Here is a 13,188-nt window from a genome sequence, read left to right on the forward strand (position 1 = left end):
GGCATGCGCCGCACCGGAAGGCGATGGATCACTTCGCCTGTTTCAACGCTTCCTCGAGGTCCGTCTTCGCGCGGGCCATGGCCTCATCGACGGTGCTTTCACCGACGATGGCCTGCGTGATGCGCTGGACGGAGATGTTGAACATGGCGCGATTGTTCTTGTAACCCTGATAGGTGTAGGCAATCGGGCTGAGGCCGGGGATCTGGTCCAGCCAGGCGTTCATGGCCTTCTGCGTCGCCGGCGTCGCACCCGTATAGGTCACGCCCTTGTCAGCCACGGCCTTGTGGGCCGGAACGTTGCGGGTGCGCACGGTGAAGTCGAGATAATTCTCGTCCTGAGCGAGGAAGTTCAGGATATCGGCAACGATTTTCGGGTTCTTGGTCTGCTTGAAGCCGACAACGCCGGTGCCGCCCGGCATGCCGGTGCAGGCAGCGCCGCCGCAGGGCTGCGGCACGACTTCCCAGTCGAACGCATCGCCGACCTGGCTGTCGAAACGCGCGGTCTGCCAGCTGCCCGAGTAATAATAGACGAGCTGGCCGTTGATGAATTCCTGCGCGGCGTCACGATAGGTATTGCCGCCCTGCCCGGCCCAGACGTCACGCGCCATGGTGCCGTCCTTGTTCCACTCCACGAATTTCTTCACGAAAGTCGTGAAACCTTCATCGACGAGAATGGGCTTACCATCAGCATCGAAAATCTTCGCGCCGTAGGAAATGGCCGGGCCGGCAATACGGTGGCCGGAACGGTCGATGGCCATCGGGTAAGGCGTGCCGGTTGCCTTGGCGACGGCATTGGCAGCCTTCGCCCAGTCATCCAGCGTTGCATCCTTGCCGGGTACGGCCACATTGGCCTGATCGAACAGGGTGCGGTTGATGAAGGCGCCGGTGATGGTGAGCTGGGTATGCATGCCGTAGATGCCCTTGTCGTCGGGGCCGCTGCGGTACCATTTCAGCACGTTGGAGAAATTATCTTCCCAATATTTCGCGTCCACATAGGGCGTGAGATCGAGATAATAGCGGTTGAGACCGCCAAGGTCGGTCACGGTTGCGAAATCCGGGCCGCTGCCGCCGGCGAGCTGCACGGGCAGGCCTTCCAGCAGCGCCTTGTAGGGCACGACGTCGGTGACGATCTTCACGTCCGGATGCTGCTTTTCGTAACGCGCGAGAATGTCTTTCAGGATTTCGCAGCCGTTGCCGTCATAAGCGCAGGTGAAGCGCACTTCCTGGGTCGCCTGAGCGGCGCCTGCAAAGGACGCCGCGCCAATGGCGAGCGCCAATGCCATGCTATATTTACCGATCATCTCTTTTCCTCCCTTAGATGATTATGCGTTGGCGGATGCGCGCGGAGCCCAGCCCTTGATCCATTCGCCTTCTGCGGCGTCGGACAGGCGGACCGGCTTTCCTTCCCGCACCGAGCGGTAGATGGCGGTGACGAGTTCGATGGACTGCAAGCCATCGTTCACAGTCACTTCCTTACCGCCGCGTCCTTCCATCGCGTCGGCAATGGCCTCGACAAAACCGGCAAAGCCGTTTTCGCCATCAGCAACCGTCGCCAGAACGGCGTCGATCTGGTCCTGCGTGGTCGGTGCACGGGCGATGAAACGCCATGTGTCTTCGGCCGGGCGATAGGGCAGCGTGCCGCTCTCGGCGGTGAAGCCTTCGAAGCAGAAACGCAGGCGGGACGTATCTTCGGCGGCACCGAGCGTCACCGAACTCGTCGCCAGCGCACCGCTTTTCATGCGGAAGCTGAGCGCCGCGCAGTCTTCGGTTTCGATCGTGTTGACGCGTGTATCGGCCATGGCGAACACTTCGTCGACCGGGCCGAGAACGTGGCAGAGAAGATCATGGGCGTGGATGGCGTGGCCGAGGATCGCGCCGCCGCACTCGCCCTTCCACGTACCGCGCCAGGGAATGTCGTAATAGCTGGCGCCACGGTTCCAGTGAACTTCCGAACTCGCGACAAAGGCCCTGCCCGCAAGGCCGGCATCGATGAGCGCACGAAGCTGCCGCATCGCATGTCCGAAACGGTACTGGAAGACCGGAAACACGCCACGGCCGGTCTTTTTGACGGAGTCGATCAGCGCATTGGCCTCTTCAAGCGAGCGGACCAGCGGCTTTTCGCAGACCACATCCTTGCCCGCCGCATGCGCCTTCAGCGTCACGGGGAAATGCAGGTGCGGCGGCAGGCAGACGTCGATGAGCTGGATGCTCTCATCGGCCAGAATCTCATCGAGATCGGTCGTCAGGCGGATGGACGTATCCTCACCCGCCACGGAGCGGGCGCGCTCCAGATCGAGATCGCAGATCGCCTTGACGGAGAAGCGCTCCGGCAACGCCTGATAACCCTTCAGATGCAGGGCGCCGATGCCGGCACCAACGATTGCGACGCCAATCATGCCTTTGCTCCTTCGGCCTTGGCCTGCGCCTGCAGCGACAGGTCGCATACCTTGAACACATGTTCCTGCGTCATCGCCGTTTCCGTGCGGTTGCGGATGTCGTCGCACAGGCGGCCGAAATAGGGCAGGCCGGCACCGGAAGCGTCGATATATTCGCAGCGGTCGCCATTCACGAGAATGAGGCGGTCGGTGCCTTCCTTGTTACCGACATCGACATATTTACGCAGCTCGATGTAGCCCTCGGTGCCGAGGATCGTCAGGCGGCCGTCACCCCAGGTCGGCAGCGCATCGGGCGTGTACCAGTCGACGCGGATATAGCCGTGGCCCTTGTCGCCGCGCAGCACCACTTCGCCGAAATCCTGCAGGCCCGGATCGCGCGGGTTGGCATAGTTGGCAACGGTGGCAGCCACGATCTCCACTTCGGTCGAACCGGTGAAGAACATGAACTGGTCGATCTGGTGGCTGGCGATATCGGTGATGATGCCGCCGTAAGCTTCACGCTCGAAGAACCACTTCGGACGGATTTGGCGGTTCAGACGATGCGGGCCGAGGCCGACGGTCTGGATCACACGGCCAATCGCACCCTGCGCAACGAGTTCAGCGGCCTTGGTCACGCTCGGAACTTCAAAACGCTCGGAGAAATCGACGGTCCAGATGCGCTTGGTCTTCGCCACGGTCTGGCGAAGGCGATCGAGCTGTTCAAAGGTGGTGCAGCCGGGCTTGTCGGACATGACGTCCTTGCCGGCTTCCATGGCGGCGATGGCGAGATCGGCGCGCTTGGAGGGAATATCGGCGATCAGCACGAGATCGATGCTGCCATCGGCCAGCAGAGCTTCCTTGGAGGCCGCGCGCGGCACATCCGGGAAGCGCTTGACGAAGCCTTCCACCACGTCTGGCTCGCCTTCGGTCCACCAGCCGGCGAATTCCGCGCCGGCATCCAGCATGTTCTGGGCCATGCCGAAAATGTGCCGGTGCTCTATGCCGAGAGCGACGAACTTGATTGCTTTAGTCATCCTGCAGTTCCACTTCCTTGCCGGTGTCGGCCGAGTTGATGATCGCGTCGATCAATCTGTGAGACAAATGAGCCGCTTCACCGGTGACGACCGGGGGGCGCCCTGAGGAAATGGCGTCTGCGAAATCTTCGAAGACGCCCTGATGCCATTCATGCGTGAAAGCCATGGGGTCGGCGCCGCCGCCCGTGCCGGATGCCGCGCCGCCAAACGTCTCCTGCCGGCCATCGCGCCAGTCGACATGCAGGAGGCCCGAAGCGAGCCGCAGGCTGGCATTGTCGAAATGCAGGACAATCGATTCCGGGGCACCAGGAAAACTCGCGGTGCTTGCAACAAGCGAGCCGACGGCGCCATTCTTGAAGCGCAGGCCGGCCGCGACATAATCCTCGGTTTCCATGCGATGAAAACGCGTCGTCGCCGCCATGGCCTGAACGCGCGAGACCGGTCCGGCAAGGCTGAGCGCCAGATCGATGGTGTGGATTGCCTGGGAGATCAGAACACCGCCGCCGTCGCGCGCCAGGGTGCCGCGGCCGGGTTCATCATAATAGGATTGCGCGCGCCACCACGGCACGGAAATTTCGCAAAGACCGAGCGCTCCGAGCGTCCCGCCATCGACCAACTCACGGGCTTTTTGCGATGCAGCCCGCATGCGGTGCTGGAAGATGATGCCGAGCGTGACGCCGGCGTCACGACAGAGGGTGACAAGACCGCCGGCCTCCTGCGTATTACGGGCGACGGGCTTTTCCATCAGAATGTGTTTGCCCGCCTTTGCGAGCTGTCCGACGATATCGATGCGGGCATTCGGCGGCGTTGCGACGATGGCGAAATCGACATCCGCATCGCGCGCTGCTTCCTCGACCGAGGAATAAACGACAACCTCATATCCGGCGTGTTTCGACGCTTCGGCGGCCAGCGCCCTGGCGCGACCGGAGCCGCCATCGACCAAACCCTTCAGGCGAATTTTTTCCGGGCTTGCCGCACAGGCGAGCACATGCGTCTTCGCCACCATTCCGGCGCCAACGATGACGCAGGTCTTGATATTTTGCATTTCGGGAGCCTCCTTCCCAATAAGCGATCATTTGCATACCGGTATGCCGGTTGTCAACAGACTTGTGTTCCGGTATACCGGTTATGAAAACGCTGGAGGGTATATGCCGAAAATTCCCGTAACAGGTGGCACCGTGCCGACAATGGAACGACTGGACCTTAACCGTCCGGTCGTGGACCAGATCTATTCCGCGCTGAAATCGGCCATCCTTTCCCGGGAGCTTTTTCCCGGCCAGGCTGTTTCGGAAAACGAGATCGGACAGTTGTTCAATTCCAGTCGAACGCCGGTGCGCGAAGCGCTGAGCCGCCTGCGGGATGACGGCCTGATCGTCACCCTGCCAAGCCGCGGCACCTATGTCTCCAGATTATCGGAAAAGCACATTCGCAGCGCGCAATTCATCCGCGAGGCGCTGGAGGTCGCTGCGGTTTGCAGGCTGTGCCAGATCGGCATAACGGCGGAGGCCGAGCAGGAGATCGAACACGCCCTCACCGGCCAGCGCGCAGCCATGCACCGCGGAGACAGAAAGGCTTTTCGCGTGCATGACGACCAGTTCCACAGCGCGCTTGCCGCCGCGACGGGGCTTGAGAGGCTGGAGACGCTGTTGATCCGCGAGAAGGCGGGGCTGGACCGCCTGCGCGCGCTCGCCATCACCGACGAGGCGCATATGGCGCGGCTGCTCTCCGAACATGAGGCGGTTTACGATGCGATCAAGGCCGGGGACGAAGCCCGTGCGACCGATGGTTTGCGCAAGCACCTGAGACGCGTCCTCGGCATTCTTTCGCAGGTTTTCGAGAACCACCAGGACTATTTCGAATAATTATGTGCCATCATCTTCAACGGTTCGAGCATCATGAATACGGCAACTCCCGAAAAAGCGCTTGCCATGTCGCAGGCGAAACTTCTGTGCGACACGATGAGCACGCTCGCGGAATCCCCTGTCTGGGATGAGCGGCGACAGGTGCTTTTCTGGTGCGATATACTCGGCAGGACGGTGCGGTCCGCAGCGCTCGAGCCCGGCCTCTATCGCGAATGGGCGTTTCCCCATACGGTCTCGAGTCTCGGTCTCTGTCGGAACGGCGACCTCATCGTCGCCTGCGGCATGGATATCGTCATCCTCGATCCGGATAGCGGCGAAACACGCCTTCTCCACTCCCTCCCGTCACCGGACGGCATTCCTTGTCGGCTGAATGACGGACGGGTCGGCCCCGACGGCGCCTTCTGGGTGGGAACCATGCACAATGTGCCACTCACGGACATGGAGCCCCATGGTGAACTTTGGCGGATCACCGAAAAAAGCGCCGAGCGCATGCAGACCGGCCTGACATGCCCGAACGGCCTCGCCTTTTCCCCGGACGGCTCCATCATGTGGCAGAGCGATTCCGTCCAGAAATGGATACGCCGGCGAAAATTCGACAGCAGAAACGGCACATTCGATGAGGGCGTGCTGGTGGCCCGGATGACGGAAGAGACGGGAAGACCGGATGGCGGCTGTCTCGACAGCAGCGGCACCTATTACAGCGCGGGCGTTTCCGCCGGCCTGTTGAACGTTTTCACGCCCGATGGCAAGCATGCGGATGTGATTGCGACCCCTGTGCCGCACCCCACAATGCCGTGCTTCGGAGGACCTGATTTCAGCCTCCTTTTCCTGACGTCACACCGCCACAACATGTCCGAAAACCGGCTGGCAAAAGCACCATTTTCGGGCGGCGTCTGGGCGATCCCAACACAGACGAAGGGCTTTGCCGCCTTCCGTTTTGGCGAAGGTGGATAGAACCCGGAAACCGGACCCAGATTCCTACTCCTCGCGGAAGGCGCGGCTGATCTGGTCGGTCAGCGGTTTGGCGATATAGGACAGCGCCGTCCTTTCGCTGGTCTGAATGAACGCCTCGGCCGGCATGCCCGGCACCAGCGGCGCATTGTTCAACTTCTGCCGCGCAGAAACCGGCACGGAAATCCGCGCGAGATAATAGGAGAGACCGCTGCGCTGATCGGTGGTGATATCCGCCGCGATGCGGCTGACATGGCCTTCCAGTTCCGGCGTGACACGCTGATTGAAAGCGGTCATGCGCAGCATGGCCTTTTGCCCCACCTGAAGCTGATCGATATCCTTCGGCACGATCTGCACCTCCAGCGCCAGCTCGTCTCCGTCAGGCACGATGAGCATGATCGGATCCGCCGGCGTCACCACGCCGCCCACCGTATGCACGGCCATTTCATGCACCATGCCGGATTGCGGCGCGACGATATCGATGCGTTTCAGCTCGTCTTCGGCGGCAACCTTGCGCTCGACGAATTCGCCCATCTGCGCCTGTATCTCCCGCAGCTCTCGCCCGACCTCGGTGCGCAATTCCTGATCGATCTGCAGGATTTGCAGCCTGGTTTCGGTGATGCGCCCCGCCGTCTGCGCCTGATAGGCGATTTTTTCGCCGCGCTCGCCGCCGAATGTCGCAGCCTGCGTCTGCAGGCTGTTCAGCCTCTGCACCGAAACGATACCCTGTTCGCGCAGGGATTTCTGCGAGGTGATTTCAGCCTCCAGCACGGCAAGGCCGTTATCATAGGCGACTTCCTGCGCCTTCAGCCCTTCAATCTCATGTTCGAACTGGGTGATGCGTTCGGAAAGCTGTGCTTTGCGCCCTTCGCGATAGGATTTGCGGAATTCGAACAGCTTGGTCTCGCTGCGCATGGCGGAGGCGACATCGGCATCGTCTTTTCGCGCCATCAACGCCTGCGGAAAAACGAGTTCCGGCAGATCGTCGCGCTCGGCCTCCAGTCTTGCCATGCGCGCATTCAGCTCATCCAGACGCTTGGTCACGATGGCGAGATTGGCGCGGGTCTGGGTCGCATCAAGGCGCATGACCACATCGCCGGCCTTCACCCTGTCGCCCTCATTCACCAGAATTTCGCCGACGACACCGCCGCTCGGGTGCTGCACCTTCTTGCTGTACGAATCCACCACCAGATGGCCGGAGGCGACAACCGCGCCGGCTAGATTGGTCGTCGCAGCCCATCCGCCGACGCCGGCCAGCAGCGCTACACCCGCAGCAAGGCCGGCAACAAGATGTTTGCGGATGGAGCGGGACACATGGCTGCGCTGGTCAATGTTTGACATCCGCATCTCCTTCCTGGCTGTTCTCTTCACGGACGTCTTCCAGCACCAGCGCCTGCGGCTGGGTATTGGCGACGACGCGCAGCGGCGAGATCGTCTGGGCGGATGCGGTAAATCCCTTGGCCGCCTGCGTCTGCGGAACGCGCAGTACCTTCGACAGAACCTCGTCGCGCGGGCCGAAGGCCTTCATCCGCCCCTCTTCCATCATCAGAATGAAATCGACAGCACCGATGGCGCTCGGTCGGTGGGCGACGACGACGGCAATGCCGCCCCGCGCCTTGACAGAGGAAATCGCCTTGACCACGGCGGCTTCGCCTTCCGCATCGAGATTGGCGTTGGGTTCGTCCAGCACGACGATGAAGGGATCGCGGTATAGCGCGCGGGCAAGGCCGATGCGCTGGCGCTGCCCGGCGGAAAGCGCCGAACCCGCCTCGCCGATATCGCTGTCATAACCCTTTTCGAAACGCAGGATCAGTTCATGCGCGCCCGCAGCCCTGGCCGCCGCGATGATAGCGTCAGGATCGGGATTATCCTCGAAACGGGAGATATTTTCACCGATCGTGCCGTCGAACAGCTCCACGCCCTGCGGCAGATAGCCGATATGGCGACCCAGCGCCTCACGGTCCCACTGCTCGAAACTTGCACCGTCCAGCCGTACCTTGCCGGCCGCCGGCATCCACGCGCCGGTGAGAATGCGCGCGAGCGTGGATTTGCCCGAGCCGGAGGGGCCGATGACGCCGAGCGCGTTTCCGGCGGTCACGATGAAACCAAGGCCGGTGACGGTCGGTTTTCTTTCCCCCGGCGGAACGATGGTGACGTTTTCGACCCGCAGTTCCTTTTCAGGCTTCGGCAGGGCCATGGCGGCGGCATTGGCCGGCATCTGCGCAAAAAGCTCCCTCAGCCGTGCCCAGCTCTGCCGGGCGGCCACGAAGGACTTCCAGTTGGAAATGGCAAGATCGACGGGCGCCAGAGCCCTGCCCATCATGATCGAGCTGGCGATCATCACGCCGCCGGAGGCCTCCTGATTGATGACGAGCCACGCGCCGACCGCCAGAATGGCCGATTGCAGCACGACCCGCAAAGACTTTGCGATGTTGCCGAGACCGCCGGCCACATCGCCCGCCTTGCGATTAGCGGCAAGATAGGCCTCGTTGGAAATTTGCCAGCGTTTTCCGAGCCGGCCGCCAAGCCCCATGGCCTGCACGACTTCGGCATTGCGGCGCGAGGCCTCCAGTTGCCGGTTGCGCGCCATGTTTTCTACCATGGTGTCGCGGATAGGCTTCTGCGAAAAGATATTGGTGAGGATCGTCAGGGAGACAAGCAACATCGCGCCGGCAAGCGCCGTCACGCCGATCCAAAAATGAAACAGAAAACATATGCCGAGATAAAGCGGCATCCACGGCAGATCGAAAAAGGCCGTCGGCCCCGTACCGGAGAGAAAACCGCGCACATTGTCGAGATCGCGCAGCGGCTGCAAACCGTCGCCCGGCATGCGGTTGACGAGCGGCAGGCGCACCACGGCATCATGCACCCTGCCGGAATAACGCATGTCGAAATCTTCACCAATGCGGATCAGAACGCGGGCGCGGATAATATCGAGCAGGCACTGGAAGCCGTAAAGGCCAAGCGCGAGAATGGCGAGCCCGACCAGCGTCGGCAGGCTGCCGCTTGCCAGAACCCGGTCATAAACCTGCAACATGAAGAGCGGCGACGTGAGCGCGAGTATATTGACCACGCCACTGACGAGCGCAACGCCGAGAAATGTGCTTTTAAGGGGCGAAACAACCGCCGCAGTGAGGGACTGCGGCGGCGTCTGCTGGTGGTTTTGAAAGCCCACAGCCTGATTTTCCTTTACGCGGCAAGCGCCGATGCGCTGGCGAAAATGAAGTCCGATGCGTCGAGCACATTTGCATCGACGCCATTCAGTGTGACGGAGACGGACGTGTCTGTGGCAGAAACGATAACGGCATTTCCGTTATCGTTATACCACAACAAATCGTCCACCGAAGTTGCGCCCCAGGCGGAGACATCGAGCGTATCCGTGCCGTCCTGATAGCCGTAGGTTCCGGTCGGGCCGGCCTGTACGACATCGTTGCCGCCGGAGAATACGAAGGTGTCTGCGCCGGCAAAGCCGGTCAGGGTGTTGGAGGCAGCCGTGTCCTCGATCACCGTGCCGGTGGCGGCAAAGTAATCATAGAAGCCGGCCAGCGAGCCGAAGCGGGCAAGCTGGTAGACGGCGAGATCGAGAAGATCGCGGGCACCGGCGAGCGAATAGGCGCTGTCGGGATCGATCAGCAGTTCCTGCTGGCTGACGGCGATGCCGCTGGTGGACTGGCTGTAGCCGGTGCCCAGAACGATGCTGTCGACCGAACCCGTCAGGTTGCCCTGGGAGTACTGCAGAGCGCCGCTCATGACGATGCCCTTGCCGCCGGTGCTGCCATCGCCCCACGCCTCATAGGTCGTGTTCGGATCGATGGTGGTGGTGGCGAGAGAGCTGGTCTGAGCGTCGTAGAACGCACCATAGGTCGAACCGAAACCGCTCGTCCAACCGTTGAGGTAGCCGATCAGATCGGAGGAAGACTGCGTCAGTTGAATTGTGGTAGCCATAGGTGTACTCCTTTGCTGGCCAATATCGATACCTTCGTCCTGTGGCGAAGGCGTTTCATCTCCGGGACGGGCTGCAACCCAGCCCGGAGAATTTCTTCCACGGTTCAGAACTTCACGTTCATCGTCGCGATAAAGGTGCGGCCCGGCGCCGTGTAAGCGCTTGCTGCCGGGATGTATTTGCGGTCCGTCAGGTTGTTGACGGCGAAGCGAAGCGTGGCCTTGTCGTTGAAGGCATAGGAACCGTAGAGATCCACCGTCGTGTAGGGATCGGTCACCTCGCGCAGATTGCCTTCCGTATCCAGCGTGCGCGACTGCGTCGGCGTAACGTGGTTGAGCCTTGCGCCCAGCGAGAATTTTTCATCGAAGAAACGCATGCCGCCATCGAGCGTCAGCTTCACCTTGGGCGCGACGTCGCCCGGCCAGGCAACGATTTCGCCCGTTGTGGTGGTCGTGCCGTTGGAAAAAACCTGTGTCTTTTCAGGCCATTCTGTTTTCAGAAATGTTGCCGAGCCGCCGATCCAGAAACTGCGGGCATCGTAGTTGCCCTCGAACTCAAGCCCGCGCATATAGGTCGTGCCGTCCAGATTGACGAAGCTGGTATAGGTGCGGTCGAGAACCTGATCCGTAACGAGATAACCGAGCGCGATATAGTCCTTCACCTCGCGGCGAAAGGCAGCCATTTTGATGCGAATGGAATCGTCGTCCAGCAGCACGCCGTCGAAGCTCATATTCGCGCCGACTTCGTAGGTCGTCGCCTTTTCGGCACGCAGGGCCTGGTTCGGAGCGTATTCGTATCCGGGGCTATCGCCCGGACGCGCACCGGCGAAAAATGCCTCGAGAATTGTCGGCGGACGCAGGCTCTGGGAATAGCTCACATAGGGGCGGAACCAGTCGACGGGTCTCAGTTCAATGGTGGCGGAGGGCAGCCAGGCGCTATAGGTGCGATCGATATCGACATTGTGCTCAGGGTATTCGGTGACCGGTATCGGCGGCGTGGTTGTACCCGTTCCAGGCATGCAGCCCGCCGAAGCATTAGGCCAGGCACGCGCGAGATAGAGCGCGTAGCGCGTAGCCCAACTCGGGTTGGCGGGAAGGAACACCTGATTGAAATAGTCGAGCGGCGTGTAATGGTTGCGCACCGGGTCGCAAGGAACAGAGGTGTCAACGAGATAGCTGCGGGTGCTGTAATAAGTGGCAGATCCCTTCAACCGCGACCAGTCGTAACGCACACCGCCACTAAGCGTAATCCAATCGGCCGGCTCCAATTCCCCGTTTAAAAACAGGCTGGCGACATCGCGCCGTCCGGCGGGACTGAAAGCCGTATAGCTGGTGGCATAGGAAGGATTCTCCGCGATTTTGGAACTCGTCGCAACGGACGTGGCGATGTCACGGAAAGCTTCTGCCCCATAGTTCAGACTGAGTGCGCCTACCGCAGTGTCGAAACGACTGGTATTTTCCAAGCTGCCACCGAAGCTGCGCAGACCCATATCGAGGTTCGTCTCCACCGCATATTTGCGCGCCGCACGCAGTTCATGCGTCATATTATCGTTCAGCCACAGCGACGACTTGAAGTCGATGAGTTCGCTCTCCGGGTCCCAGTCCAGCTTCGCAACGACGCTGTCGTTTCGCACGCTTTCCCGGTCGATCACCTCAGATGCGCCCTGAACGAAATCATTCTCCTGATGCATCCAGGACAGCGAAGCCTTCACGTCGCCGAAGTCGCCTTCGCCCTTGAAAAAGGTCGACCAGCCGTCGCGGCCGAGCAGATCCTTCATTGTCAGCGCGGTGCTGCGGGCCTCGCCTTTTGTGCCGACCTTGTATTCATCCATAATCGTGCGGCTGTAGCCGGCGACGAAGGAGAGAGGACCATCCGGCGAGCGGACGGCGCCGAGAACCGAGCCCTGAAAATCATAACCATTGGTGCCGCGGGAAACATTCACTTCCCCGCCCTTGTTTTCACCCTCGGCAATCAGATCATCGGCGCTGACGGTTCGGAACTCGACCTTGCCGCCCAGAGAGCCGGCATTGCCTGAGCGCGCATTGGTTATTTTCTCGATCTCGACGGCACGGATGAAAGCGACATCCACATAACCCTGCCCGGCACTTGCGGTGTAGCTCGTGGCGCCGCCGAAGGCCGCACCACGCTGCGCATTCTGCCGCGCCCCGTCAATGGAGACGACCACGCGGCCGCTTTCCTGCAAACCGCGCACATTGGGCGAAACGGTTGGGAAGCTGCCGTTGCCCTCGCCGGCATAAACACCGGAAACCCGGTTGAAAACATCGCGCGTGTTGCGCACCCCGGCCGACTGGATCGCCTCACGGCCGACCACGCTGACGCTGGCGGGCGTTTCATAAACCCAGTCGGGCGTCCCCTGATAACCGGAACCGGCAATAGAGTTGCGCCCGGTCTTGCCGGTCAGGGTAATGGTTTCCAGAACCGTCGTACCCTCCGCCGCGGAAAGATCGACGGTCGATTGCCCCGTGCCGATGACGACGGTTCTGCCATTGCCGGCGATACGGAAATTGACGCCCGTTCCCGCCAGCAACCGCGACAGCGCCTCCCGCACCGTGAAACTGCCGGTGACGGCATTGGTGCGCACATTGCCCGCCGCCGGCGTGGCAAGCGTGACCTGAAGGCCGGATTGCCGCCCGAAAGCACCCACGACCGATGACAGCGACTGGGCGGGAATATTGAACGGCCGCGTCGCCCCCTGCTCACCGCCTGGACGCTGGGAATTGGCGGTGTCAGCTCCGGTCTGGGCCAGAACGGGCGTCGCGAATGAAACGGCGACCGCCGTTGTCGCCAGCAGCACGGCCCTGCGAGCCTGCTTTGCTGCTTTTTCCCCTGAACCGGTCTTGCATGTCTGGAGGCGCATATTGCTTTTGTCTTCCTGTCTTTAGCTCCGGATATATCTTGACCGGATTACTCAACAAAAAGACGATTGCCTCGTCGATTTTTTTCAGGCTTTCGGAAGAAATTTTATAAATTACTGAAAATAAATATGATTTTTTGTTTCGGAAT

At 61.1% G+C, this 13,188-nt stretch carries 10 protein-coding genes; 2 read left to right on the top strand and 8 right to left on the bottom strand.

Annotated features, from left to right (window positions below; all coding sequences use genetic code 11):
• Window positions 1-28: 28 nt before the first annotated feature.
• The 4 genes from CFBP4996_RS16475 to CFBP4996_RS16490 are packed head-to-tail and all read right to left on the bottom strand — an operon-like array spanning window position 29 to window position 4,453.
• Window positions 29-1,300: an ABC transporter substrate-binding protein gene (locus CFBP4996_RS16475; RefSeq protein ID WP_080854520.1), complete on the bottom strand. Its 1,272-nt coding sequence runs from the start codon at window positions 1,298-1,300 to the stop codon at window positions 29-31.
• Between the two features lie 21 nt (window positions 1,301-1,321).
• Window positions 1,322-2,395, bottom strand: a complete 1,074-nt coding sequence (locus tag CFBP4996_RS16480; protein WP_080854519.1) for a Gfo/Idh/MocA family protein — start codon at window positions 2,393-2,395, stop codon at window positions 1,322-1,324.
• Window positions 2,392-3,408, bottom strand: a complete 1,017-nt coding sequence (locus CFBP4996_RS16485; RefSeq protein WP_080854518.1) for a Gfo/Idh/MocA family protein — start codon at window positions 3,406-3,408, stop codon at window positions 2,392-2,394. The genes CFBP4996_RS16480 and CFBP4996_RS16485 overlap by 4 nt, the downstream gene beginning before the upstream one ends.
• A complete protein-coding gene (locus CFBP4996_RS16490; RefSeq protein WP_080854517.1) occupies window positions 3,401-4,453 on the bottom strand; it encodes a Gfo/Idh/MocA family protein in 1,053 nt (350 codons plus the stop codon). The genes CFBP4996_RS16485 and CFBP4996_RS16490 overlap by 8 nt, the downstream gene beginning before the upstream one ends.
• A gap of 103 nt (window positions 4,454-4,556) precedes the next feature.
• On the opposite strand from CFBP4996_RS16490, the gene CFBP4996_RS16495 reads away from it, so the two are divergent.
• Both CFBP4996_RS16495 and CFBP4996_RS16500 read left to right on the top strand, forming a co-directional pair.
• Window positions 4,557-5,270: a GntR family transcriptional regulator gene (locus CFBP4996_RS16495; protein WP_035240481.1), complete on the top strand. Its 714-nt coding sequence runs from the start codon at window positions 4,557-4,559 to the stop codon at window positions 5,268-5,270.
• Window positions 5,271-5,303: 33 nt separating this feature from the next.
• Entirely contained in the window at window positions 5,304-6,224 is a 921-nt protein-coding gene (locus CFBP4996_RS16500; RefSeq protein WP_162936091.1) for an SMP-30/gluconolactonase/LRE family protein, read from the top strand.
• Window positions 6,225-6,248: 24 nt separating this feature from the next.
• Here the strand turns inward: CFBP4996_RS16500 and CFBP4996_RS16505 are convergent, their stop codons facing one another.
• From CFBP4996_RS16505 to CFBP4996_RS16520, 4 genes are all read right to left on the bottom strand, one after another.
• Window positions 6,249-7,562 carry an HlyD family type I secretion periplasmic adaptor subunit gene (locus tag CFBP4996_RS16505; protein ID WP_080854516.1) on the bottom strand — a complete coding sequence of 438 codons (1,314 nt, stop codon included), beginning with the start codon at window positions 7,560-7,562 and terminating at the stop codon, window positions 6,249-6,251.
• Window positions 7,549-9,396 carry a type I secretion system permease/ATPase gene (locus CFBP4996_RS16510; RefSeq protein ID WP_080854515.1) on the bottom strand — a complete coding sequence of 616 codons (1,848 nt, stop codon included), beginning with the start codon at window positions 9,394-9,396 and terminating at the stop codon, window positions 7,549-7,551. The genes CFBP4996_RS16505 and CFBP4996_RS16510 overlap by 14 nt, the downstream gene beginning before the upstream one ends.
• Before the next feature lie 14 nt (window positions 9,397-9,410).
• Complete coding sequence (locus CFBP4996_RS16515) at window positions 9,411-10,166, bottom strand: hypothetical protein (protein WP_080854514.1); 756 nt, start codon at window positions 10,164-10,166, stop codon at window positions 9,411-9,413.
• Window positions 10,167-10,270: 104 nt separating this feature from the next.
• Window positions 10,271-13,042, bottom strand: a complete 2,772-nt coding sequence (locus tag CFBP4996_RS16520; RefSeq protein ID WP_080854513.1) for a TonB-dependent receptor — start codon at window positions 13,040-13,042, stop codon at window positions 10,271-10,273.
• Window positions 13,043-13,188 lie beyond the last annotated feature (146 nt).

It is taken from the genome of Agrobacterium leguminum, from assembly GCF_005144435.2.
GTDB classification, from domain to species: Bacteria; Pseudomonadota; Alphaproteobacteria; order Rhizobiales; family Rhizobiaceae; genus Agrobacterium; species Agrobacterium leguminum.